Source organism: Isoptericola sp. BMS4 (genome assembly GCF_011634835.1).
GTDB lineage: Bacteria > Actinomycetota > Actinomycetes > Actinomycetales > Cellulomonadaceae > Isoptericola.
Map to the genome: position 1 here is coordinate 1,813,264 of NZ_SIRP01000001.1, position 24,102 is coordinate 1,837,365.

21 protein-coding genes and 2 tRNA genes are annotated in these 24,102 nt (G+C 74.5%); 13 read left to right on the forward strand and 10 right to left on the reverse strand.

The window, feature by feature from the left end; genetic code table 11:
- Positions 1 to 166: 166 nt before the first annotated feature.
- Positions 167 to 820 (reverse strand): TetR/AcrR family transcriptional regulator, encoded by a 654-nt coding sequence (locus EYB28_RS08060; RefSeq protein ID WP_166846446.1) that lies wholly within the window; start codon positions 818 to 820, stop codon positions 167 to 169.
- Positions 821 to 1,552: 732 nt separating this feature from the next.
- Here EYB28_RS08060 and EYB28_RS08065 point away from each other — a divergent pair.
- The 4 genes from EYB28_RS08065 to EYB28_RS08080 are packed head-to-tail and all read left to right on the forward strand — an operon-like array spanning position 1,553 to position 4,088.
- Positions 1,553 to 1,840 (forward strand): hypothetical protein, encoded by a 288-nt coding sequence (locus EYB28_RS08065; protein WP_166846448.1) that lies wholly within the window; start codon positions 1,553 to 1,555, stop codon positions 1,838 to 1,840.
- A 23-nt stretch (positions 1,841 to 1,863) separates the two neighbouring features.
- On the forward strand, positions 1,864 to 2,271 hold the full coding sequence (locus EYB28_RS08070; protein ID WP_166846451.1) for a pilus assembly protein CpaE: 408 nt from the start codon (positions 1,864 to 1,866) through the stop codon (positions 2,269 to 2,271).
- Positions 2,272 to 2,331: 60 nt separating this feature from the next.
- Positions 2,332 to 3,180 (forward strand): tRNA (guanosine(46)-N7)-methyltransferase TrmB, encoded by an 849-nt coding sequence (trmB, locus tag EYB28_RS08075; RefSeq protein ID WP_240930440.1) that lies wholly within the window; start codon positions 2,332 to 2,334, stop codon positions 3,178 to 3,180.
- Positions 3,177 to 4,088 carry a RimK family alpha-L-glutamate ligase gene (locus tag EYB28_RS08080; RefSeq protein ID WP_166846454.1) on the forward strand — a complete coding sequence of 304 codons (912 nt, stop codon included), beginning with the start codon at positions 3,177 to 3,179 and terminating at the stop codon, positions 4,086 to 4,088. Before trmB ends, EYB28_RS08080 begins: the two co-directional genes overlap by 4 nt.
- 48 nt (positions 4,089 to 4,136) lie before the next feature.
- On the opposite strand, the gene EYB28_RS08085 is transcribed toward EYB28_RS08080, so the two are convergent.
- The 5 genes from EYB28_RS08085 to EYB28_RS08105 form a co-directional block, all read right to left on the reverse strand.
- Positions 4,137 to 5,048 (reverse strand): ABC transporter substrate-binding protein, encoded by a 912-nt coding sequence (locus EYB28_RS08085; RefSeq protein ID WP_166846457.1) that lies wholly within the window; start codon positions 5,046 to 5,048, stop codon positions 4,137 to 4,139.
- A 53-nt stretch (positions 5,049 to 5,101) separates the two neighbouring features.
- Positions 5,102 to 5,830 carry an ABC transporter permease gene (locus EYB28_RS08090; protein WP_166846460.1) on the reverse strand — a complete coding sequence of 243 codons (729 nt, stop codon included), beginning with the start codon at positions 5,828 to 5,830 and terminating at the stop codon, positions 5,102 to 5,104.
- Positions 5,827 to 6,471: an ABC transporter permease gene (locus EYB28_RS08095; RefSeq protein ID WP_166846463.1), complete on the reverse strand. Its 645-nt coding sequence runs from the start codon at positions 6,469 to 6,471 to the stop codon at positions 5,827 to 5,829. Before EYB28_RS08095 ends, EYB28_RS08090 begins: the two co-directional genes overlap by 4 nt.
- Complete coding sequence (locus EYB28_RS08100) at positions 6,468 to 7,298, reverse strand: ABC transporter ATP-binding protein (RefSeq protein ID WP_166846466.1); 831 nt, start codon at positions 7,296 to 7,298, stop codon at positions 6,468 to 6,470. Before EYB28_RS08100 ends, EYB28_RS08095 begins: the two co-directional genes overlap by 4 nt.
- A 216-nt stretch (positions 7,299 to 7,514) precedes the next feature.
- Entirely contained in the window at positions 7,515 to 7,961 is a 447-nt protein-coding gene (locus EYB28_RS08105) for a hypothetical protein (protein WP_166846469.1), read from the reverse strand.
- A 207-nt stretch (positions 7,962 to 8,168) separates the two neighbouring features.
- Between EYB28_RS08105 and EYB28_RS08110 the strand changes: the two genes are divergently transcribed.
- Positions 8,169 to 10,796, forward strand: coding sequence for a polysaccharide lyase family protein (locus EYB28_RS08110; RefSeq protein ID WP_166846472.1), 2,628 nt, complete (start codon positions 8,169 to 8,171; stop codon positions 10,794 to 10,796).
- A 104-nt stretch (positions 10,797 to 10,900) separates the two neighbouring features.
- On the opposite strand, the gene EYB28_RS08115 is transcribed toward EYB28_RS08110, so the two are convergent.
- The 4 genes from EYB28_RS08115 to EYB28_RS08130 all read right to left on the reverse strand — a co-directional run bounded on the left by EYB28_RS08115 (position 10,901) and on the right by EYB28_RS08130 (position 12,406).
- Positions 10,901 to 10,976, reverse strand: a tRNA-His gene (locus tag EYB28_RS08115).
- A gap of 70 nt (positions 10,977 to 11,046) precedes the next feature.
- The gene (gene orn, locus EYB28_RS08120; protein ID WP_255461484.1) at positions 11,047 to 11,685 is read right to left on the reverse strand and encodes an oligoribonuclease; all 639 of its coding nucleotides are present in this window, start codon (positions 11,683 to 11,685) and stop codon (positions 11,047 to 11,049) included.
- A gap of 169 nt (positions 11,686 to 11,854) precedes the next feature.
- Positions 11,855 to 12,034: a hypothetical protein gene (locus EYB28_RS08125; protein WP_166846478.1), complete on the reverse strand. Its 180-nt coding sequence runs from the start codon at positions 12,032 to 12,034 to the stop codon at positions 11,855 to 11,857.
- 298 nt (positions 12,035 to 12,332) lie between these two features.
- Positions 12,333 to 12,406, reverse strand: a tRNA-Arg gene (locus EYB28_RS08130).
- A 97-nt stretch (positions 12,407 to 12,503) separates the two neighbouring features.
- On the opposite strand from EYB28_RS08130, the gene EYB28_RS08135 reads away from it, so the two are divergent.
- From EYB28_RS08135 to EYB28_RS08170, 8 genes are all read left to right on the forward strand, one after another.
- Positions 12,504 to 12,935 (forward strand): group I intron-associated PD-(D/E)XK endonuclease, encoded by a 432-nt coding sequence (locus EYB28_RS08135; protein ID WP_166846481.1) that lies wholly within the window; start codon positions 12,504 to 12,506, stop codon positions 12,933 to 12,935.
- Positions 12,936 to 13,286: 351 nt separating this feature from the next.
- On the forward strand, positions 13,287 to 14,963 hold the full coding sequence (locus EYB28_RS08140) for a GTPase domain-containing protein (protein ID WP_166846484.1): 1,677 nt from the start codon (positions 13,287 to 13,289) through the stop codon (positions 14,961 to 14,963).
- Positions 14,960 to 16,549: a GTPase gene (locus EYB28_RS08145; protein WP_166846487.1), complete on the forward strand. Its 1,590-nt coding sequence runs from the start codon at positions 14,960 to 14,962 to the stop codon at positions 16,547 to 16,549. Before EYB28_RS08140 ends, EYB28_RS08145 begins: the two co-directional genes overlap by 4 nt.
- Before the next feature lie 51 nt (positions 16,550 to 16,600).
- Entirely contained in the window at positions 16,601 to 17,227 is a 627-nt protein-coding gene (locus EYB28_RS20300; protein WP_240930441.1) for a single-stranded DNA-binding protein, read from the forward strand.
- 174 nt (positions 17,228 to 17,401) lie between these two features.
- The gene (gene ettA, locus EYB28_RS08155) at positions 17,402 to 19,084 is read left to right on the forward strand and encodes an energy-dependent translational throttle protein EttA (RefSeq protein WP_166846490.1); all 1,683 of its coding nucleotides are present in this window, start codon (positions 17,402 to 17,404) and stop codon (positions 19,082 to 19,084) included.
- A 172-nt stretch (positions 19,085 to 19,256) separates the two neighbouring features.
- Positions 19,257 to 20,264: a phosphotransferase gene (locus EYB28_RS08160; protein ID WP_166846492.1), complete on the forward strand. Its 1,008-nt coding sequence runs from the start codon at positions 19,257 to 19,259 to the stop codon at positions 20,262 to 20,264.
- Between the two features lie 62 nt (positions 20,265 to 20,326).
- Positions 20,327 to 22,321 (forward strand): dynamin family protein, encoded by a 1,995-nt coding sequence (locus EYB28_RS08165; protein WP_166846495.1) that lies wholly within the window; start codon positions 20,327 to 20,329, stop codon positions 22,319 to 22,321.
- Entirely contained in the window at positions 22,318 to 24,072 is a 1,755-nt protein-coding gene (locus EYB28_RS08170; RefSeq protein WP_166846497.1) for a GTPase, read from the forward strand. The genes EYB28_RS08165 and EYB28_RS08170 overlap by 4 nt, the downstream gene beginning before the upstream one ends.
- The last annotated feature ends 30 nt before the right edge of the window (positions 24,073 to 24,102 follow it).

Genomic DNA, 24,102 nt, shown 5'->3' on the forward strand with positions numbered 1-24,102 from the left:
AACTGGCAGAGCAGCTGACTCTTAATCAGCGGGTTCGGGGTTCGAGTCCCTGATGGCGCACCGGAAGAGTGCGACCGCGCATCGTGGACGTCGCCGCGATGCCGCGGCCCCCACCGCCCCCGTGGGGGCCGTCGACCGACCGCCCCGCGCCGAGACCGGCAGCCCGTCAGACCCGTCCTTGCTGGTGCGCCATGGCCGTGATGTCGGAGACCGACAGCGGCCCGGTGGGCAGCGGCGGTCGTTCGGACCCCGTCGGCCTGAGCGCGTCCAGCACGAACGCGCGCATGCGCGGCAGCAGCAGCGACCGCTGCGCCTCGTCGACGGTGGCGAGGTCGGCGACCATCCCCGCGAGCACCGCGACGTCGGTGGCGGTCGCGTCCCCGCGCAGCTCGCCGGCGTCCTGCGCGGCGCGCACGGCGGCGGCGACCTCGTCGGCCCACCGGCCCACCGTGACGGCTTCCGGGTGCGCCTGCCGCACCCGCGCCGAGACGCGCCGCGCGACGGGGCGGTGCACGGAGAACGCGATGGTCCCGTCGACGAACGCGACCACGCGCGGCATGCCCTCCGGGTGGGTCAGCAGCTGCTCGCCCAGCTCGTCGATCCGCTCCAGGTACCGCTCGTAGAGCCCGAGGAACAGTGCGTCCCGGTCCGGGAAGTGCCGGTAGACCGTCCCGACGCCCACGCCGAGCTCCTGGGCGATGCGGTGGAACCCGACCTCGAGCCCCTCTGCCTCCAGGAGCGGTTCGGCGTGGTCGAGGATCCGCTCGCGGTTCTGGACCGCGTCGCGGCGGCGGGCTCGGGTGCCGGAGGGGGCGGGCATGCGGCCAGTCTTCCGCACCCCGTCGCCGGGCGGGCGGAAGCCGCGCGCCGGTGTCCGGGCAGACGGGGTCCACGCCCCGTCGTCGTCCCGTCCGGTGACGTCGTCCACGTGGCACCCCTTGGCGCGAGAGCTCGATGATGCCATAATAACGGACATTCTGTCCGCTTGTGAGGGAGATGCGATGCGAGAGGCTGCGCCGGCGCACGCGTCCGAGCCCGAGCTCACGCCCTCGGACGGGCTCGTCCCCGGGCCGTGGGCCGAGGTCGAGCTCGTCACGCCGCCCTACTCCCGCACCATGACGCACGGCCCCGCCGCCGGACACCAGACCAGGTCCCCTCACCGGGGCCGGAACACACCCGGGGCGAGAGACGGATCCCCAGACGGCTCCCGTACCCGGGCCGACGCCGAGCGGCGTCGGCCCGGGGGCGGGCGGGCCTGCGGACGCGGCCCTGCCCGCCCCCGACGGCGTGGCCGGGAGCCCGGTGGTCGCCGCGGCTCCGACAGGGCTCGGCCACGGGCCGCGGACCGTGGGAGCGCTGTTCGCGACCCGCTCGTCGTGATCGGTGCCACCGTGGGGAGGCCCCTCGGGTTCCTGCTGCTCGTGGCGCTCCCGCTGGGGCTGCTGTACGGCACGCTCCGCCCGGGCTGCGGGCGGCTCGTGCTCGTGCCCGCCGCGTGGCGCTGCCGGTAGGCCGCTCGCGGCCCGCGACGCGCTCCGGCTCGAGCGGGGCCGTGATCGTCGTCCTGCTCCCGGTGACGTTCACGGGCGACAAGGACTTCTTGGGCTGGTCCCGTGCACGGTGGGCGGCCGCGTACGCGGCCGCCCTGCTGGCGTTCGTCCTCGTCGTGCTTCCCCTGCCGGGGTCGTGGCAGGCGGCGACCGGGCCCGCGCTCGTCCTCGTGGCCGTGTTCGGCGGGTTCGGTGCGCTCTCGGTCGGTGTCTGGGCGTGGCTCCGCCTCCGCCCGGCGCCTCACGACGCGGAGACGAGCCCCCGCGCGGCGCCGGCGGGCCGCGCGTGACCGTCCGGGTGCAGGATGAGGCGATGATCTCCATCGCCCTCGCGACCCGTCTGCGCGACGCCGGCCTCGTCTGGCGCCCGCAGGACGGCGACCGGTTCCGTATCGACACCGACCAGCTGGCGGACCAGGTGTTCACCGTGAGCACCATGACGGTCGAGGCCCACGACTTCCCGACGGGCACGATCCTCGGCTTCAACGGCACCACCGAGTGGGCGCTGGACTCCGTGGCGATCGAGGACACGCTCTGGCTGCCGCGCGAGGACCAGCTGCGCGACCTGCTGCGGTCCACGTTCCGCGCCCTGCGGCGCGCCGACGACGGCGACTACGCGGTCGAGGTGGACCTGCTGGGGGAGCGGCGCGACTTCCGCGCCGAGGACCCCGCCGACGCGTACGCCCGCGCGCTCGTCGCGCTGATCGAGCGCAGCGCCTGACGCCGTGTGGCGGCCGTCACGCCGCGTGGCGCACCGCGCCGGACTGTCTACCCTGGACGGGTGCCCGACCCCCTGACGACCCCGCAGAGCCCTGCCGAGCAGCCCTCCGAGACGGCCGCCGAGCTGCCGGGCGGCCGCTTCCGGCGCGCGCCCGTGAGCTTCGTGCGCCGCAGCGCCCGCCTGACCGCGAGCCAGCGCCGGGCGTGGGACACCCGCCGCGAGCGCTACGTCGTCGACGCGCCGCGCGACGTCGCGGCGACGTCGGTCGACCCGGGCTGGCGGCTCGACGTCGCGAGCGAGTTCGGACGGCGCGCGCCGCTGGTCGTGGAGATCGGCTCCGGGCAGGGCGAGGCGATCGTGGCGGCCGCGGCGGCGCACCCCGAGCGCGACCACCTCGCGGTGGAGGTCTACACGCCCGGGCTCGCCCAGACCATCGTGCGCGCCGGCCACGCCGGCGCGGACCCGGGGCGCGACGGCGGTGCCCCCGGCACCGAGCTGGACAACCTCCGCCTGGTCCAGGCGAACGCCGCCGAGCTGCTCGCCACCGCCCTGCCGGAGGCGAGCGTGGACGAGCTGTGGGTGTTCTTCCCCGACCCGTGGCACAAGGCCCGCCACCACAAGCGGCGCCTGGTCACGCCCGCGTTCGCACGGCTCGCGGCGCGGGTGCTGCGCCCCGGCGGCGTCTGGCGGCTCGCGACCGACTGGGTCGAGTACGCCGAGCAGATGCTCGAGGTCGGGGAGGCGGACGACGACCTCCGCAACGCGCACGGGCCGGGCGCGGTGGCGCCGCGGTTCTCCGGCCGCGTGCTCACCAGCTTCGAGAAGAAGGGCGCCGACGCGGGACGCACGGTCACCGACCTGGCGTTCGAGCGCCTCGGATCCTCGCCGGGTCGTAGGCTCGGCGGGTGACCACGACGACGCGAGTCGGCCTCGCCACCTGCTCCGCCCTGCCCGCCCTCCACGACGACGACCGCCCGCTCCTCGACGCGCTCGCCCGGCGCGGCGCCGAGGCCGAGGCGGTGGTGTGGGACGACCCCGACGTCGACTGGGCGGCGTACGACCTCGTCGTCGTCCGCTCCACCTGGGACTACTCCCCGCGGCGCGACGAGTTCGTCGCCTGGGCGCGCTCGGTGCCCCGGCTGGCCAACCCCGCCGACGCCATCGCCTGGAACACCGACAAGGGCTACATGCGGGTGCTGGAGGACGCCGGCGTCCCGGTCATCCCCACGATCTGGCTCGACCCGGAGCGGCACCTGTCCAAGCGCGCCGTGCACACGCGGATGCCGGCGTTCGGCGACTTCGTCGTCAAGCCCGTCGTCAGCGCGGGCGCCAAGGACACCGGCCGCTACCAGCCGGTCAGCGCCCGGTCGCGGGCGCTCGCGATCATGCACGCGAAGGACCTGCTCGACTCGGGCCGCGCCGTGATGATCCAGCCGTACGTGACGTCGGTCGACACGTCGGGGGAGACGTGCCTCGTCTTCGTCGACGGGGAGCCGCAGCACGCCGTGCGCAAGAGCGCGCTGCTGACCGGCCCGAGCCGCGACGACGTCCCCGCGTACCTGCGCGAGGAGATGGAGCCCGCGCGGGCGGACGACGAGCAGGTCGCCGTCGCCACCCGCGCCCTCGAGGTCGCGAGCCGCGAGCTCGGCCTCACCCGGCCGCTGCTGTACGCGCGGGTGGACCTCGTGACCCGCGAGGACGGCACGCCCACGGTGATCGAGCTGGAGCTGACCGAGCCGTCCCTGTGGTTGCAGCACGCCGACCGGGCGGGCACGCTCGACGCGTTCGCCGACGCGATCGTCGAGCGCGCCCGTTAAGCGGTCGCGCGAACTCTGAGCCGGCCTCACCCGGCGGGACGCCGCGCCTCAGGCGAGGTCGTTCTCCGCGAGCCAGTCCGCGGCGATGTCCTCGCTCGAGCGCTGCTCCTCGGTGGACTGCACGTTGAGGTCCACCAGCCCCTCGGGCGTCAGGGCCGCGCTCACCGGGTCGAGGACGTCGGCGACCTCGTCCGCGACGTCCGCGGAGACGAGGGGCACGACGTTCGACGCCAGGAACAGGCCCTCGGGGTCCTCGAGCGTGACCAGGTCCTCGGTCTGGATGCGGGGGTCGGCGCTGAACACGTTCGCCACGTCCACCGTGCCCGCGACCAGGTCCTGGACGGTTGTGTCGCCCGTCGCCTCGAACGACACGTCCACGCCGTAGACCTCCGCGAGGCCCTGCGGCCCGTACGGGCGCTGCTCGAGCTCGGCGGGGCCACCGACCGTGAGGTCCTCGAGCCCCGCGAGGTCCCCGATGGTCGTCAGGTCGTGCTCCTGCGCGAACTGGGCGGTGACGTTGTACGAGTCCTGGTCGGTGGCCGGCGACTGCTCGAGCACGGCGAGGCCCTCCGGCAGCGCGTCGGTCAGGGCGGCGTAGACGTCCTCGGACGACGTGGCCGTGGTCTCCGGGTCGAAAAACTGCAGCAGGTTGCCCGTGTACTCCGGGAAGACCTGCACGTCGCCGTTCTCCAGCGCCGGCATGTACGCGTCGCGCTGGCCGATGCTGAAGTTCCGCTCGACGGTGAAGCCGTCGGCCTCGAGCGCCTGGGCGTAGATCTCCGCGACGATCTCGTTGGAGTAGTACGCCTGGGACCCGACCACGATGGTGTCGGAGGATCCCGTGGCCTCGCCGCCGGTGTCCTCCTCGAGCGGGTCCGAGCCCCCGCCGCACGCGGTGAGGGCCAGCAGTGCGGTCGCGGTCCCCGCCGCGAGGGCGAGGGAACGTCGGGTCGTGCGCATGGATGGTGCCTTTCTGCCGGGGACGCCCGGGAGCGGGCGCCGGGGGGATCAGGTCAGGTGGGTGCCGGGCTGCTCCCGCGCCGCCGCCGGGCGGGGGCGTCGCCCGCGCTCCGGCCGGCGGACACCCCGCGGGGCACGACGGCGCGCTCTGCGAGCGCGAACGCCAGGTCCAGGACGACCGCGAGGACGACGATCACGAGCGCCGCCCCGAGGATCTGCGCGAAGTCGCGGAGCTGGATGCCCTGGACGATGTAGAAGCCCAGCCCCCAGTTGCCGACGTACCCGGCGAGGGTCACGGTCGCCACCACCTGGAGCGTCGCGGAGCGCAGCCCGCCGATGAGCAGCGGCAGGCCGAGCGGGATCTCGACCTTGCGCAGCACCTGCCCCGCCGTCATGCCGACCGACCGGGCGCCGTCGACGATGCGGCGGTCCACGGCCTCGACCCCGGAGTACGACCCGGCGAGGACGGGCGGGATCGCCAGCAGCACGAACGCCGTCGTCGACGCCGCGACCTTGTGCGTGACGCCCAGCACGAGCACCAGCAGGAGCACCAGGCCGAACGACGGGACGGCGCGCGCCGCGCCGGACAGGGCGACCGCGGCCTCGCGGCCCCGGCCCGTGTGCCCGATGAGCCAGCCGGCCGGCACGGCCAGCGCCGCGGCGATCGCGACGGAGATGAACGTGAAGGCCACGTGGGTGGCGATCGCCTCCGGCAGGGGCAGCGCTCCGCCGAGCCTGTCGGGGGAGAAGATCCACGCGAACGCGTCGGCGAAGAGGTTCACGCGGCCGCCTTCCGCCGGGTCCAGGGCAGGAGCGCGCGCCCCGCGAGCACGAGCAGCCAGTCGACGAGCAGCGCGACGACCACCACGGCGACGACGCCGGCGAGGATCTCCGCGACGATCTGGCGCTGGTACCCGTTGGTGAACAGGTAGCCGAGGTTGTCGATGCCGATGAGGATACCGACGGTGGCCAGGGAGATGGTCGACACGGCGGTGACACGCAGCCCAGCGAGCACGACCGGGCCGGCCAGCGGCAGGTCGACCTGCCAGAAGCGCCGCCAGGGGCCGTACCCGACGGCCACGGCGGCCTGCCGCACGCTCGGCTCGACCGAGCCGAGCGCGTCCGCCACGAACCGCGTCATGATCGCGATCGCGTAGATCGTCAGCGCGACGACCAGGTTCAGCTCGGACAGGAAGCTGATCCCCAGCAGCGGCGGGAGCAGGGCGAACAGGGCGAGGGACGGGATCGTGTACAGCAGGCCCACCAGCGTGAGCACGAGACCGCGGGTGAGCCGGAACCGGAACGCGAGCCAGCCCGCCGGGATCGACAGGAGGAACCCGAGCAGGATCGGCACGGCGCTCTGCTGCAGGTGCTCGACCGTCAGCCGGCCGATGAGGTCGAGGTTGTCGACGACCCAGGTCATGCCGTTCCTGTCCCGTCCTCGACCAGTACGCCCTGGGTGCGCCCGGCGGTGTCGACGAGGACGGTGCCCCGGTCCGTCTCCTTGGGGCGCAGCGCCCGCGTGCCGCGCTCGACGCCGATGAAGCTGGCGACGAACTCGCTCGCGGGCCCCTCGATGATCTCGCTCGGGCTCCCCGCCTGCGCGACCTGCGCGCCGGTCTCCAGGATCACCACCTGGTCGCCCAGCAGGAAGGCCTCGTCGATGTCGTGCGTGACGAAGACGATCGTCTTGTGCAGCTCCTGCTGCAGGCGCAGCGTCTCGGCCTGCAGCTCGGCGCGCACGATCGGGTCGACGGCACCGAAGGGCTCGTCCATGAGCAGGATGTTCGGGTCCGCCGCGAGCGCGCGGGCGACGCCCACGCGCTGCTGCTGGCCGCCGGAGAGCTGGCTCGGGTACCGCTCGGCGAGGGCGCGGTCGAGCCCGACGACGTCGAGCACCTCGTACGCGCGCTCGCGGGCGCGAGCCTTCGGCGTACCTTCGAGCCGCAGCACCGTCATGACGTTGTCGAGCACCCGGTGGTGGGGGAGCAGCCCCCCGTTCTGCAGCACGTAGCCGATGCTCCGCCGCAGCCGCACCGGGTCCCGGTCGCGGATCGGGGTGCCGTCGATCTCGACCGACCCGGACGTCGGGTCGACCATGCGGTTGATCATCCGCAGCAGGGTCGTCTTGCCGCTGCCCGACGAGCCGACGAGGACCGTCGTGCGGTGCGGCGGGACGACGAGGTCGAAGTCCGCGACCGCGACCGTGCCGTCGGGGTAGGTCTTGGTCACCGACCGGAACTCGATCATGGGCGTGATCACCGTCCTCGCGTGGATTGGAGCCCGGGCGGGTGCTGAGGTGCTCCGACGCCCTAGCCGACCACATCCGCGGGCCCGGCGCGAGGGAGCCCGCCGGTCACGTCGCGGATCGGGGCCGTGGGACGCCGTCCGAGGACGGGGCGCCGGCCCGGGACGGGGCGAGGGCGTGCCCCGCGTCGCGGAGCACGCCCTCGTCACCGTGCGACCTCAGAGCAGGTCGAGCGTCCCCAGCAGCGTGACCGTCACGTCAGCGACGAGGTCCGCGTCGACCGCGACGTCGATGTCCACCGCGGCATCGACGACCGCCTCGACGGAGGCCTCGACGTCGGCCTCCACGGCCGCCTCGACGGCTGCCGCGGCGTCGACGGTCGCGCTCGCGCCGAGCTCGGCGTCGACGGCGGCGTCGACGGTCGCCTCCGCCTGGGCGGCCAGCGCCGCGGCGACGGACGCGTCGAGGACCCCCGCCTCGACGAGCGCGTCGAGCTGCGCCGCGACGTCCGCGCTGAGGTCGGCCGCGACGTCGGCGGCGACGGTGGCGTCGGCGTCGACGGTCGTCTCGGCGGCGGACGCGGTGGTGGCGGTGCTCAGCGACGCGCCGAGGGCGACGGCGCCGGCGGCGGCGAGGGCGAGGCCTCGCGTGACCCTGCGGTTCATGATGTTTCCCCCTGTCTTGGTGCTGCGTGTGCCGGCGAGTGCCGGCACACGCAGGACCCTAGGTGCTCCGGTGCCCGCTGAGCAGGTCGGACGCGAATCCGTCTCATCAGGTGGGACGCGGGCGAGGGCGGAGATGGGATTCGGATGGCCGGTGAATGATCGGATGAATCCCTTCCCTGGTTCATTGAATCGTGATAATTTCGCGCCATGACCTCAGAGACCGCAATGACGCGGCGAACCTTTGGAAAGCTTGCCGGAATCACGGCCACGGCGCTGCTGCCACTGGCGTACGCGCAGCGTGCGACCGCGGCCGGGACGGCCGGACCTCCGGCGGTCCACGAGACGGCCACCCAGGTCGTCGTCGACAACGGCCTCGTCCAGCTCACGGTGGACAGGTCGAATGGTCGGACCACTTCGCTCGTCTACGACGGCGTGAACATGGTCGGTCGCGGCAACTACGACATGAACACCACGCGGGAAGGGGGCGGGCTTCCCCTGCCCTCGGCCGACGACGAGATCGTGGTCCGACGCGAGCAGGACTTCGTCGACATCGCCTACCACCACGCCCCGTCGAACGACATGCCCTGCTGGCTGGTGCGCCACCACATCGTGCGTTCCGGGGAGCCGGGCATCCACCTCGCGTACAGCTACGACCACCCGGCCGAGCACCACGGCTTCCGCACCGACCAGCATCGGTACGTCTTCTACACGGCGGGGGACACGTTCACCCACGTGTCGGTGCCGGACGACGCCGGCGCCACCCCCTGGCGGGAGTCAGCGGCCCGCATGCCCACCGACGGCGAGCTGTCCCGCGCCGTCGAGGTGATGGACGCGACGTACGACCTGCAGGGCACCGGGTCGTCCTACGCCCGCCGGTACTACACCAAGTACGACTGGGCCGTGTCCATGAAGGACCACAGCCTGCACGGGCTCTACGGCCACGGGTACGGCATGTGGGCCGCGCTGCCGAACCTCGAGGCGTTCACCGGCGGCCCGGTGCGCCAGGACCTCATCCTGCACCAGACCGGTGGCGGGCCCGTGCTGCTCGTCGAGCCGCACGCCACCCACTACGGCGCGCCGCCGGTTCGCGTGGAGGCCGGGCAGGCCTGGCAGAAGACGTACGGCCCCTACTTCGTCTACCTCAACACCGGCGACGATCCCCGCGCGATGCGGCGCGACGCCGCCCGGTACACGCGGTTCGGGGCGCACGCCGCCTTCTACGACCGGCTGGCCGTGGAGGGCTGGACGCCCAGCGCCGACCGGTCGCGCGTGCGGGGCAAGGTCCAGGTCCCCGGCGTGACGGACCTCGCGGGAGCCGTCGTCGTGCTCTCCGACAACCGGACCGAGATGCAGCGGTCGGTGCTCGGGTACAACTACTGGGCGGACGTCGAGGAGGGCGGCCGGTTCGCGATCGACCACGTGCGGCCGGGGACGTACCGACTGACCGTCTACGGGGCCGGCCTCTGGGGCGAGTACGTCATCGACGACGTCGTGGTGGGCGCCGGCCAGGACGTGCGGCTCGGCCGGATGGAGTGGGAGCCGGAGGACCACGGCCGCACGGTGTTCCAGATCGGCACGCCGAACCGCACCTCGATCGAGTTTCACGGCGGCCGGGACTTCCGCCGCTACGGAGCGTTCCAGGCCTTCCGTGAGGAGTTCCCCGAGGGCGTCACCTACCGGGTCGGTACGAGCACCGAGGACGACTGGAACTACGTCCAGTACCAGCGCTCCTACCCGGTCGAGGCCCCCGAGGGCACCGTCGTGCCCGACGACACGGACGGCATCTGGCTCTTCGACTTCGGCAGCACCGGCAGCCCGGTCGCCGAGGGGTATCAGCGGGTCGCGCAGAACACGCTGTACTCCGCCGGCGGCGGCTTCGGCCTCGACCGGGCGGTCGCGTACCGGGACCGCGGGGCAGGCGGCGACCTGCAGCGGGACTTCACCGTCGGCTCGTCGTACACCTTCTCCGTGAACCTGCCGAACGGCGAGTACGAGGTCACGGTCCTCTCCGGCGACGACATCGCCGCGAACCGGTCGGCGATCTCCTTCAACGGGGGCGATGCCGTCGACCTCACGGCGGGCCGGGGCGAGTACGCCGTGCACACGGAGGTCGTGACCGTCGACGCGGGCCGGCTGGACCTGACCACGGGCGGGGACGGGCGGATCAACGCCGTGGAGATCATCTCGACGGAAGCGGCCGTGCCGGTGCTGGAGCGCCTCGACGTCGACGGCGCCGACCTCGTGCCCGGCTTCAGCACGTTCCGCTCCGACTTCGCCGCGGACTTCCCCTGGGACCAGCCGTCGGTCACGGTGCGTGCTGCGGGCCGGGGTGGCGCGGCGGTGACGATCGGCGGCGAGCCCGTCCCGGAGGAGGGGTTGACCGTCCCGCTCGAGGGGCACCGCACCGTCGTCGAGCTGGTGGTGACCGGAGACGGAGGCGCCGCGACCACCTACCGGCTCCACGCCACCCGCCAGGAACGGCCCTGGCGCATCCTGTTCGACCTCGACGAGGCACCTCGGGCCGGCGCCACCGCCACCCTGTCGGTATGGCTCGCGGCCTGGTCGATGGGTTCCGCGCTACCCGTTCCGCCGGAGCAGAGCAACCTCACGGTGACGGTCAACGGCGAGCCGTTCGTCTGGACGTTCGAGCCCGACGACGCCCGGGGCGCCACCTACCGCAGCGCCTGCGGCGGGCGCACGTACCGCCGGGAGATCACGTTCGACGCCGCGCTGCTGAGGCCGGCCGGCAACGAGATCTCGCTGCAGATCAACGCCGGGGCCGAGCACCTGTGGAACGAGACGGCCTACGACGCGATCCGGCTCGAGGTCGGCTGAGCCGGCGGGGCACCGGCGTCCCTGTGGGGCCGGTGCCCCGCTCGGACCGAGCTGCGGCAGAGACGACGAGGCCCGCCCCGGAACCGGGGCGGGCCTCGTCGTGCTGGGGTGGCTAACCGGGCTTGAACCGGCGACCTCCTGGACCACAACCAGGCGCTCTACCGACTGAGCTATAGCCACCATGGCCTGGGTCTCGACGCTGCCGCGTGAGCACCGGGCCGTCGAAAAGTGTACATGCTCTCCGGCGAGGTCAGGACATCGACCCGTGCCGCGTGACGGAGGTCTCGCCGATCCGCGCGGCGACGGCGCGGGCCGTCGCGGTGTCGGGCCCGGGCTGCGGCACGAAGAGGGCCTCGCGGTAGTAGCGCAGCTCGTCGATGCTCTCGAGGATGTCCGCGAGCGCGCGGTGCCCGCCGCCCTTCGGCGGCGAGGCGAAGTAGACGCGCGGGTACCAGCGCCGGGCGAGCTCCTTGATGGAGGAGACGTCGACGATCCGGTAGTGCAGGTGGGCCACGAGCCCGGCCATGTCGCGGTCGAGGAACATCTTGTCCGTCCCGACCGAGTTGCCGGCGAGCGGCGCCTTGCGCGGCTCGGGCACCCACTCGCGCACGTGGTCGAGCACGGTCTGCTCGGCCTCGGCCAGCGTGACGCCCTGCGTGAGCTCGTCGAGCAGGCCGGAGGTGGTGTGCATCTCGCGCACGAAGTCGTTCATCTGTTCCAGCGCCTCGGCGGGGGGCCGGATGACGACGTCCACGCCGTCGCCGAGCACGTTGAGCTCGGAGTCGGTGACCACGGCGGCGACCTCGACGAGCGCGTCGGCGCGCAGGTCGAGCCCGGTCATCTCGCAGTCGATCCACACGATGCGTTCGTCGGTCTTCGCAGGGCTCACGTGCTTCACCATACGTTCTGCGTGGCACCGTCCCGGACGGCCGGGCCGGTGGTCGCGACCTCAGGACGAAGGCCCCGGTGCCCGGACGCTCCCGTGGGGGAGCGGTCCGGCCACCGGGGCCTTCGGTCGTGGGCGCCCCGGCCGGTCGCGCGCGGGGTGCCGGGGCGGGTCATGCGGCGAGCCGGTCGTGCAGCCACCGGGCGATGCTGGTGCGCTGACGACGGGCGAGCGGCTGCCCCGGCAGCGTGTGCTGCCGGCGCAGTCGGCGGAGGGTACGGCGGTGCTCGGCCTGCTCGAGGCGTTCGCGATGGATGGCCTGCACGAGAAGCAGGTCCATGGAGTTCGACATGGTGGTGTGTGTCCTTCGTGACGTGGGTCGTCGGTCCGGGCCAGGGACCACCCGTGCGACCGGCGTCGGGCCGGCCGCGCGTCACCGCGGTGCACCACGTACTCTGCTCTGCCGCACCCGGGTCGCGCACGGCTTTTTCCCAGGTCGTGGCGCGACCCGGCGGCAGGCGCGTGCGGGCCGGTCGGGTGTCGGGCAGGCACTCGACGTCCGTCCCGGGCCCGGGCGCTCCGCGGGGCCGCGTCACGCGATCGCCATGGCGCGCCGGGTGGACCAGCCATGCTCGACGGCTGCGGATCGGTGCCTCCGGCAGGATTCGAACCCGCGACCCGGTCATTAGAAGTGACCCGCTCTATCCAGCTGAGCTACGGAGGCAAGCGAGCCGATTTTAGCCCAGTCCGTCCTGGTCACGACCGTTCCGAGTACAAGACGCGCGGGGAGCGATGGATGGCCCATCCGTTAGTCTGAGGGAATGGCGCCGCACCACACCAAGGACAAGGGCGACCTCGGCGTGGCCAAGGCGCACGCCGATCTCGTCGGTCAAGGCTTCGTCGTGCTCTTCCCCGCGACCGAGCACGCCCCGTTCGATCTCGTCGCGTATGCGGACGGTGCGTTCCATCGGCTGCAGGTGAAGTACCGCGCGGCGCGTTCCGGTGCGATGACGGTCCACTTCCGGTCCGTCTGGAACGATCGTCAGGGCACGCATGTCAAGCCTGTGGACAAGGGTGCGATCGACGTCGTCTGCATCTACTGTCCCGAGACCGACGAGTGCTACTACGTCCGGCCGAGCGACTATGGAGCGTCGGTCACACTCAGGATCACGCCCAGCAGGAACGGCCAACGAAGCGGTGTGCTCGACGCAGCGGCGTTTCGTGACCTCGCGGACCTCGTTCGCCACCGCTGACACGGGTCGCCCGTGCTCGACCACCTGAGGATCGGTCTGCTCGCCGGTGTGGCGAGACCGACCTCGGGCTCCCACGATCGTGCGTGTACCTCGACCGAACGGCTCGACGCGAGTCACGAGTTGTGGTCCGGAGGGCGCGGCGCGCTCCGTCCGAGACGGACCTTGCGAGGCAAAGGAAAGGGCAAACTGGGCACGGCGGGCTATTCAGGCACGAGGGGGCATACTGTCTCCCCGGGGGGTGTGTTCGCCGAGCCCGGTGCGCGCGACGTGGCGCCGACCGGGACGACGCCGGTGCGGGGCGTCACGGCGCGCGCGTTTGGCAGCCGCACGCCCACCCGCGAGGATGTGCCCGTGACACCTTCTCTGGAGACGCGAGCCTCGCGCCGCGCCGCACGCCAGGCACGGGCCGACGTCGCGGAGGAGATCGGGCTCACGGTCCACGACGTCGCCCGCGATCTGCGCCGCGACGTCGCCGCGGTGCGCCTGCCGCTGCCGATCGACGGCGCGGCGGCGGCGGAGGGGTCCCGCGACCGCCTGCTCGCCCAGCTCGACGAGCACCTGCTGCCGCGCCTCGCCGAGCTGTCGGCGCTCGCGATCGTCGTCGTCGCGGGATCCACCGGGGCCGGCAAGTCGACGCTGTACAACTCGCTGCTCGGCGAGGAGGTCTCCGAGGCGGGGGTGCTGCGCCCCACCACCCGCGAGCCCGTCCTGGTGTATCATCCCGCCGACGCCGAGCTCCTCGCGAAGGGCCCGGTCACCGAGATCGCACGGGTCGTGGAGCACGAGGCGGTGCCGCGGGGCACCGCGCTGCTCGACGCACCCGACCTCGACTCCTTCGTGCAGGAGAACCGGTCCACCGCCCAGCAGCTGCTGGAGGCCGCGGACCTGTGGCTCTTCGTCACGACGGCGTCCCGGTACGGCGACGCGCTGCCCTGGCAGGCGCTCGCGAAGGCGACCGAGCGCGGGGCGTCGGTCGCCATGGTGCTCAACCGGGTGCCCAAGGACACGATGACCACCGTGCGCGGGGCCCTGCTGCAGCGACTGCGCGAGCACGGCATGACGGACGTCCCGCTCTTCGTGGTCCCGGACGCCGGGCCCCACGAGGGACTGCTCGACGAGGCCGCGGTGCGCCCGGTGCGCCGCTGGCTCACCCTCCTCGCCGGCCCCGACCGCTCCCGCGCCGTCATCGTGCGCACCCTCAAGGGCTCCCTGGGAGCGCTGCCGGGCTGGGTCGGTTCGCTGGCGGACGCGGTCGACGCGCAGCACGAGGCCGCGGAGCGCCTGCGCGCCACGGTCGACGCCGAGCAGCCCGCCGCGGAGCGCCTCGCCCGTGACGCGGTCGCCGCCGGCATCGTCGTCGGCGCCGCCGTCGAGGCCCGCTGGCGCGAGCTGCAGGGCTCGGTCGGCGTCGACCGGGTGAAGATGCGCGGCGACCTGGCCCGCAGCAGCCGACGGGCGGGCCGCGCCCGCGAGCGCGGGCTCGACGCGCTCCGCGAGGACGTCTGCGCCGCCGCGACCAGGACGCTCGTCGCCTCCGGTGCGCGGGTGGAGGAGCGGCTCCGCGCCGTGCTCGCGGGCCCCGGGGCCCCGGACGGCGGCGAGGCCGTGGTGCCCGACGGCGTCGAGCGCACTGCCGCGCGCGAGGGAGCAGTGCCGCCCCTCGTGCGTCTGTGGTCGGCGCGGGCGGACACGCTCGTCGCGGACGCGGTGCGTGGCGACGGCGCGGCCGACGTCGGGCGGGCGCGGTTCGAGGCCGCGGCGAAGGCGTTCGGGCAGCGGGGCCTGGCGTCGCTGCTGCTCGCGGCAGCGGCTGGCAGCGGCGACGCGGCGCGCGTGCTGGAGCGCGTGCTGGGACCCTTGGCGGACGAGCCCGTGACCACCCTGCGCGACGACCTGTCGGATCGTGCCGCCTCCGTCGTGGACCGCGAGATGTCCGCCGTGCGTGAGGCCCTGGCCGCGAACGAGCCCACCGAGGACTCGGCCGCCGGGCTCCGGGTGCGGCTCGCCGAGCTGAGGAGACTGACATGACCCAGAGCCCGTCCCACGACGCCACGCTGCGCGCCCGGACGGAGGATCTCGCCCAGGCGCTCGAGATCGCGGGCCCGCGACTGGACGACGCCACCGCGCGCCGTGTCCGTGGCGCCGTCGACGGCGTCCGGGAGCGTCTGGCGCTCGGCGTCGACCACACGATCGTCGGATTCGCCGGGGGGACCGGCTCGGGCAAGTCGAGCCTGTTCAACAAGGTGACCACGCTGAGCTTCGCGGACGTCGGGGTGAAGCGGCCCACGACGGCGCGCGTCACCGCGTGCTCCTGGTCCCAGGAGGCCGACAGCCTGCTCGACTGGGTGGGCGTGGACCGGGAGCGCCGCATCGTGCAGAGCGGCGAGCTCGACGGTTCCGACGGCCACGAGCTGGCCGGGCTGGTGCTGCTCGACCTGCCCGACCACGACTCCGTGGAGCCGGCGCACCGCGAGGTCGTGGACCGGGTGCTGCCCATGGTCGACCTGCTGGTGTGGGTGGTCGACCCGCAGAAGTACGCCGACGACGCCCTCCACTCGGGCTACCTGCGCGAGCAGGTGGGCTCCGAGGCGTCCATGGTGGTGCTCCTCAACCAGGTCGACACCGTGCCCGACGTGCAGCGGGAGAACCTCGTGGCGGACCTGCGGCGGCTCCTGGCCGACGACGGCCTGCGGGGCGTGCACGTCCAGGAGGTGTCCGCGCGGAGCGGCGAGGGCGTCGACGAGGTGCGTGCCCTGCTGGCGGAGGCCTGCGCGCGCCGGAGCGTGGCGGCCGGCCGGGCGGCGGCCGAGCTCGACTCCGCGGCCAGGCTGCTCCTGGCGCAGACGCCGGCTGAGGTGCCGTGGCAGATGGAGCCGGCCGTGGAGCGGGAGCTCGGCGCGCTGGTGACCGCGACCGGGCTCGACGCCGTCGCGAGCCAGGTGGGGACCGCGGTGCGCAACGGCTACGGCCACCCCGAGGTCTCGCCGCCCGACCGCGACGCCGTCGCGCTGTCGCGTGCCCGCTGGCTCACGCGGGCGGGGGCGTCGCTGCGGCCGGGCTGGCAGCGCGCCCTGGCCGGGTCGGTCGCCGGGGCGGACGCGCTGCGCACCGAGGTGGCCGGCGCGATGCGCGGGATCTCGCTCGACGCCCAGGGTCCCGCGGCGGCCCGGACGACGCGCCGGACGGCATGGGCTCTCGCCGCGGCCGCCGTCCTCGCCGCGGTCGCCGGGGTGCTGGCGCTCACCGGTGTCCTGGACCTCGCGGGCGTCTGGACGGCGGTGCTGCTGGCGGGCGCCGGCGTCCTCGCGGCAGGCGCCGTGGTGACCGCCCTGGCGGGCGTCGCCGCCCGTCGGCGGCTGGCGCGCCGGCGCGAGCAGGAGGTCGGCGACGCCGGCCGCGCGGCCCTGGAGCGGGTGCTCACGGAGAGCCTCGGGGAGCCGACGGAGCGGCTGCTGCTGGAGCACCGGAGGGTGCGCGAGCTGGCGAAGGCGGCAACCGAGCTTCCGGCCGCCCGCCCGCTGACCGGGTCGCTGAGCCTGCCCACGGCCGAGCAGCTCGGCTCGTCGTCCACAGGGTCCGGCCCCGGGGCCGAGGGGGCCCACGCCCGGAGGTGAACCTGGGCCGGGGCCGGCACCGCGCCGGCCCGAGAGACCCCAGGAGGACGCATGAGCGACGTCAACGTCACGGTGATCGGGCACGTCGGGACGGAACCGGTCCTGGCGACGTCGGGACGAGGCACCGACTGGTGCACGTTCAGGCTCGCCAGCACCCGCCGGGTCCGGGACCCGCAGACCGGGGAGTGGTCGGACGGCGAGACGCTGTGGTTCACGGTGAAGCTGTTCCGCGAGCGCGCGCGGCACGTCAGCATGTCGCTGCGCAAGGGCGACCCCGTCGTGGTGGTGGGCCGGCTCACCTACGACGAGTGGGAGGCCGAGCACCAGCACGTGCTGCCGGACGGCTCGGTGACGACGCTGCCCGAGCGGCGCAACCAGCCGGTGGTCGAGGCGCAGCAGGTGGGCGTGGACGCCACCCGGGGCGTGGTGCGGTACGCCAGGCTGGCATCCGGCCGGGACCGTGGCGCGGCCGACCCGTGGGACCAGCCGCCCGCGGCGGCCGACGACGCCTCGCGCGCCACCGCGGACGACCGGCCGGACGACGCGGCCGGCGTCCGTGCGGACGACAGGGAGGACGGCCGGCCCGACGACGCGGCGGAGCCCACCGTGGACGAGCACGCCGACGAGGGTGCCGAGGCCGCCGGCGGCCCGCGCGTCCCGGTGCCGGCGGGCCGCTGAGCCCACGCTCCCGGCCGCGCGTCGCGTAGGCTGGGGGACCGGCCGCGATGCCGGTCCTCCAGCACGCCCGCTGGAGCCTCGAACCTCGGGCACGCCACGACCCTCACGACCGTCGGTGCGCGCCGGGGCGAGTCCGACGAATCTCCGCGCGATCGAACGGTGGAAGCAGAGCCAGTGGCTGAGTTCATCTACTCCATGTACAAGGCGCGCAAGGCGCACGGCGACAAGGTCATCCTCGACGACGTGTCGCTGAACTTCTATCCCGGCGCCAAGATCGGCGTCGTCGGCCCCAACGGCGCCGGCAAGTCGACGATCCTGAAGATCATGGCCGGTCTCGACCAGCCGTCGAACGGCGAGGCCCGGCTGTCCCCGGGGTACACGGTCGGCATCCTGCAGCAGGAGCCCCCGCTCAACGAGGAGAAGACGGTGCTCGGCAACGTCGAGGAGGCCGTCGGCGAGATCAAGGGCAAGATCGACCGCTTCAACGAGATCTCCGCCCTCATGGCCGAGCCCGACGCCGACTTCGACTCGCTCCTGGCCGAGATGGGCACCCTGCAGGAGGAGATCGACGCCGCCGACGCGTGGGACCTCGACTCCCAGCTCGAGCAGGCGATGGACGCCCTGCGCTGCCCGCCGCCGGACACCGACGTCACCGTCCTCTCGGGCGGTGAGCGCCGCCGCGTCGCGCTGTGCAAGCTCCTGCTGGAGAAGCCGGACCTGCTGCTGCTCGACGAGCCCACCAACCACCTGGACGCCGAGTCCGTGCTGTGGCTCGAGCAGCACCTCGCCACCTACCCGGGCGCCGTCCTCGCCGTCACCCACGACCGGTACTTCCTCGACCACGTCGCCGAGTGGATCTGCGAGGTCGACCGCGGCCGCCTGTACCCGTACGAGGGCAACTACTCCACCTACCTGGAGAAGAAGCAGGAGCGTCTCAAGGTCCAGGGCAAGAAGGACGCCAAGCTGTCCAAGCGCCTGAAGGACGAGCTGGAGTGGGTGCGCTCCAACACCAAGGGGCGGCAGGCCAAGTCGAAGGCCCGCCTGGCCCGCTACGACGAGATGGTCGCGGAGGCCGAGCGGACCCGGAAGCTGGACTTCGAGGAGATCCAGATCCCCGCCGGCCCGCGCCTGGGCAACGTCGTGCTCGAGGCGGAGAACCTGCAGAAGGGCTTCGGGGACCGCCGGCTCATCGACGGGCTCAGCTTCACGCTGCCGAAGAACGGCATCGTCGGCGTCATCGGCCCCAACGGCGTCGGCAAGACGACGCTGTTCAAGACGATCGTGGGCCTGGAGCCGCTCGACGGCGGCGAGCTCAAGGTCGGCGAGACCGTGAAGATCTCCTACGTGGACCAGTCCCGCGGCGGCATCGACCCGAAGAAGACCCTGTGGGAGGTCGTCTCCGACGGGCTGGACTTCATCAAGGTCGGCAACGTCGAGATCCCCTCGCGCGCCTACGTGGCCTCGTTCGGGTTCAAGGGCCCGGACCAGCAGAAGCCCGCGGGCGTGCTGTCCGGTGGTGAGCGCAACCGCCTCAACCTGGCGCTCACGCTCAAGCAGGGCGGCAACCTGCTGCTGCTCGACGAGCCCACCAACGACCTCGACGTCGAGACGCTCGGCTCGCTGGAGAACGCCCTGCTCGAGTTCCCGGGCTGCGCGGTCGTCGTCTCCCACGACCGGTGGTTCCTCGACCGTGTCGCCACGCACATCCTCGCCTACGAGGGCACCGAGGAGGACCCGGCGAACTGGTACTGGTTCGAGGGCAACTTCGCCTCGTACGAGGAGAACAAGGTGGAGCGCCTCGGCGCCGAGGCCGCGCGCCCGCACCGCGTGACGTACCGCCGCCTGACGCGCGACTGACGACTCGCTCTGCCCGGGCCGACAGGGCCGGGCGCACCGTCGACGAGGCGTCGTCCGGTCCCGACCGGGCGACGCCTCGTCGTCCGGTCCCGACCGGGCGCAGGACGTCGGGGACGTCGGGACGCCGGATATCGGGATGACCCGGGGGCGACCGGTCGGCGACGATACGGCGATGGCGCACGACACCGGCACGTCACCGACCCGCGACCGGCCTACCCGGACCAGACCGACCTGGCCCGAGCTTCCGGCCGAGGTCCGCGCGGGTCTCGAGGAGCGCATCGGCGGCACCGTGCTCGGCTGGACCAGTCACGACGGCGGGTACTCGCCCGGGATGGCCTCCACCCTGCGCACGACGCGAGGCCCGCTCTTCGTCAAGGCCGTGAGCACCGAGCACGAGGGGGCGACCCACCTGTACCGGGAGGAGGCGCGGCGTTCCGCCCTCCTGCCCGAGGGCGTGCCCGCGCCTGCGCTGCTGTGGTCCGCCGAGATCGGGCCCGCGTGTCCGGATGGACGTGGTGGCGACGTGCCGCGATGGGTCGCGGTCGCCTTCGAGGCGGTCCCGGGCGCCCGCGCCCCGCACGCTCCGTGGCGCGACGACGACCTCGACGCCGTCCAACGACTGTGCGCGCAGGTCGCGTCGTTCGAGGTGGCCCCGGGAGAGCTGCCGGAGCTCGCCGAGGACCTGCCTGCCGACCGTACCGCCACCCTCGCCGACGAGCTGCCGGCGGGACTCGACGCGTTCGACCCCTGGTTCGCCGCCCACCTCGACCGGCTGGCCGACATCGCGGAGCACGCGCGGGCGGCCGTCGCGGGGCCCGCGCTCGTGCACCACGACCTGCGCGGCGACAACGCTCTCCTCGTCGACGGGACCCACGGTCCGCGGGCGCTGGCGGTCGACTGGCCGTACGCCTCCCGGGGGGCCGCCTTCTGCGACCAGGTCGGCATGCTGCCGGCCACCGAGCTCGAGGGCGGGCCCCCGCCCGAGGAGGTGCTGCGTCGTCGGCCCCTGCCCGCCGGCACGGACGACGACGCCGTGACCGCCTTCCTCGCCGCGATCACGGGCTACTTCGTGCACGCCTCCCTGCAGCCGCCGCCTCCGGCGATCCCGCACGCGCGGGCCTTCCAGCGGGCTCAGGGGGAGGTTGCCGTCGCCTGGCTGCGCCGCCGTCTCCGCACGTGATCATCCGCGTGCCCGCGGGGTGATGACCTGCGGTGACGAGCGCCCCCAGGCACAATGGGCGCATGACGGACCCGGACGACACGCCTGCCTCCGGCTCGCGGGGCGGCGTCGCCGGGGCAGGCGACGAGAGCGAGGCGCCGACGGCACGCCTGGTCGGTGCGCTCGAGACGCTGCGTGCCCGGCTCGGGGCGCTCCGCCTGCCTCTGGAGACCCCCGGCGTCGCGTCCGCCCGCACGGACCTGCACCGGGCGCTCGACCAGCTCGACGACTACCTGCTGCCGCGCCTGCGCGCCGAGCGGGCACCGTTGCTCGTCGTCGTGGGCGGGTCCACCGGCGCCGGGAAGTCCACCCTGGTGAACTCCCTGCTCGGGGAGCCGGTCTCCGCGCCCGGCGTGCTGCGTCCCACCACCCGGGCGCCGGTGCTCGTGCACCATCCGCTCGACGTGCGGTGGTTCACGACCGACCGGGTGCTGCCCCGGCTGGCCCGCGTGACGTCGTCGCCCGGCGCCGCGGAGGGCGACGGCGCCGGGCGCTCGCTGCGGCTCGTGGCCAGCGACTCGCTGCCGCAGGGGCTCGCGCTGCTCGACGCGCCCGACATCGACTCGGTCGAGACCGCCAACCGCGACCTCGCGGCCCAGCTGCTCGGCGCGGCGGACATGTGGCTGTTCGTCACGACCGCCGCGCGCTACGCCGACGCCGTGCCCTGGGAGCTCCTCACGCAGGCCGCCGCCCGCAGGGCCCAGCTCGCGATCGTGCTCGACCGGGTGGATCCCGGCGCGGAGGTCGTGGCCGAGGACCTGCGCCGCATGCTGGCCGAGCACGGCCTGGACGAGACCCGGGTGTTCGTCGTCGCCGAGGCTCCCGAGAGCGGCGCCGAGGCCCTGACGGACGGGCTCCTGCCCGAGCACGCGGTCGGCGAGGTCGCGACCTGGCTTTCCGGCCTCGGCGGCGACCCCGAGGCCCGCGCCCGCGTCGTCGCCGCGACGCGGGACGGGGCCACCAGCGACCTCGTGCGCCGCGCGGTCGCGATCGCCGAGGCCGCGGACGTGCAGGAGGTGGCGGACGCACGCCTGCGCGACGCGGTCGCGCGGCACTACGCCGAGGCGATCGCCCAGGTCGAGTCCGCGACGTCCGACGGCGCGCTGCTGCGCGGCGAGGTGCTCGCCCGCTGGCAGGACTTCGTGGGCACGGGCGAGCTCTTCCGGTCGATCGAGGCAGGGGTCGGCCGGGCACGCGACGCCGTCGGGCGGTTCCTGCGCGGCCGGCCCAAGCAGGCGCCGCAGGTGGAGCAGGCGATCGCGCACGGCATGGAGGCCGTCATCCTGGACGCGGCCGAGCAGGCGGCCGAGCGCACGTACGCCTCCTGGCACGGCGACGCCGCCGGCGCGGCCCTGCTCGGCGGGCTCGACCTGTCGCGCGCACCCGCCGCGCTGCGCGACGAGGTCGGCGCACAGATCCGCGGCTGGCAGGACGACGTCCTGGCCCTGGTCCGCGAGCAGGGGGCGTCCCGGCGCGGCACCGCCCGCGCCCTGTCGTTCGGGGTCAACGCGCTCGGCGTGAGCCTCATGGTCGTCGTCTTCGCCTCCACCGCCGGCCTCACCGGGGCCGAGGTCGGCATCGCCGGCGGCACGGCCCTGGTCGCCCAGAAGCTGCTGGAGGCCGTCTTCGGCGACGAGGCCGTGCGCCGGCTGTCCGCCCAGGCGCGCGAGCGACTCACCGGGCGGGTCGAGACCGTGCTGCGCGGGCAGGCCGCCCGGTACACGGCCCAGCTGGACGCGCTCGGCACCGCGGACACGGACGCGCGGGCCGTGCGCGACGCGGCGCACCGCGTCTCGGAGGCCGCCCGGGCCGAGCGCGCGGCACGACCGCCGGAGGAGGGCGGCGCGACCCGGCCGTGGAGCGGCGGGCTCCTACGTGGCGCGGGGACGCCCCGCCCGCCCACGACCGACGGCGTGCCGCGGGTGGAGCCGGCGGCCGGCGCGGGCCAGGACGAGTCCGAGCCGCCACGCCGCGGCCTGTGGCGCCGTCTGCGCGGGCGGAAGGACTCGACCTCGTGAGCCGGATCGCCCTGACGGACCGCACCGCCGCCCTGGAGACCGCCGTCGTCGCCGCCACCGGCCGGCTGGACGCCGACCTGCTCGACGACGCCCGGGCCGTGATCGCGCGGACCCGCCGGCGCGGCGGCCTGTCCGCCGAGCACACCGTCGTCGCGCTCGCCGGCGCCACCGGGTCCGGCAAGTCGAGCGTGCTGAACGTCGTCGCGGGCACCGACGTCGCCACCGTGGGGGTGCGCCGCCCCACGACCTCCCACCCCGTGGCCGCCGTGTGGGGCGACGGTGCGGGACCGTTGCTGGACTGGCTGGAGGTCCGGCGGCGGCACGAGATGCCGGTGGCGACGGCCGACGGCACCGCCGGCGACAAGGGGACCCGCAAGGGCCTGGCGCGGCTGCGGGAGCGGCGCGGCCCGGCCGACATCGGCACCGGGCTGGTGCTCCTCGACCTGCCGGACCACGACTCGGTCGTCGCCGAGCACCGGATGCGGGCCGACCGCCTCGTCGAGCGGGTGGACCTGCTCGTGTGGGTCGTGGACCCGCAGAAGTACGCCGACGCCGTGCTGCACGAGCGCTACCTGCGCCCGCTGGCGGGGCGTGCGGAGGTCGTGGTGGTGGTCCTCAACCAGGTCGACCGGCTCTCGGAGCCCGAGGCGGAGGCGATGGTCGAGGACCTGCGGCGGCTCGTCGTGGACGACGGCCTGGACGGGGCCCGGGTGCTCGCGCTGTCCGCCCGCACCGGGCAGGGCACCGACCGGCTGCGCGCGCTGCTCGCCGACGCGGCCCGGCGCCGCGAGGCGGCGGCCGCCCGCCTCGCGGCCGACACCCGGGCGGTGGCCGGGCGCGTCGCGGAGGCGTGCGGCACAGTGCCGCCGCACCGGGCCGGCGACAAGGCCGCGGCCGCGCTCGTCGCGGCCCTGGAGGACGCCGCCGGAGTGCCGACGGTCGTCGACGCCGTCGGCCGCACCCACCGCCGCGACGCCCACCTCGCCACCGGCTGGCCGCTCACGCGCTGGGTGTCGCGGCTGCGTCGCGACCCGCTGCGCCGCCTGGGGCTGCGCCGCGACGACGCCGCGACCGGCGCCGACGGGCGCCGCGACCCGGCGGCCGGGTCGCGGAAGGACCCGAGGCCGGGCTCCCGGCCCGACCTCGTGCGCAGCTCCCTCCCGGCGGCCCGGCCCGCCGTCCGCGCGTCGGCGGCATCGGCCGTGCGCCGCTACATCGACGAGGTCACCACGGGCGCGCCGCCCTCGTGGTCCCTCGTCGTGCGCGGGCGGGGGCAGGCCGCGATCGACCGACTCCCCGGCGAGCTCGACCAGGCGGTGGTCGGCACCCGCGTCGAGGCCGAGCGCCGGCCCCGCTGGTGGGCGGTCGCGGGCGCGGCGCAGTGGCTGCTGCTCGCCGCGGCGGCGGTAGGGCTGCTCTGGCTCGGGGCGGCCGCGGTCGTCGAGTACCTCCGGCTGCCGCCGCTCGGCGTGCCGGTGCTCACCCTCGACCTCACCGGCCGGGGCGGGGGAGTGCTGGAGCTGCCGTGGCCCACGCTGCTCGCGCTCGGCGGGCTGCTGGCCGGCCTCGTGCTGGCCCTGCTCGCCCGCGCGGTGGCGGCCTGGGGCGCGCGCCGGCGCTCCGCGCGGGCACGCCGGCGGCTGCGACGCGCCGTGACCGCCGTCGCCGACGCGCAGGTGCGGATGCCGGTGAGCGAGGAGCTCAGCGCGCTGGCCCGCTGCCGCACCGCGGCGACCATCGCGGCGAGCTGACCGCGTTCGGGGCATCGAGGCCTGCCGTGC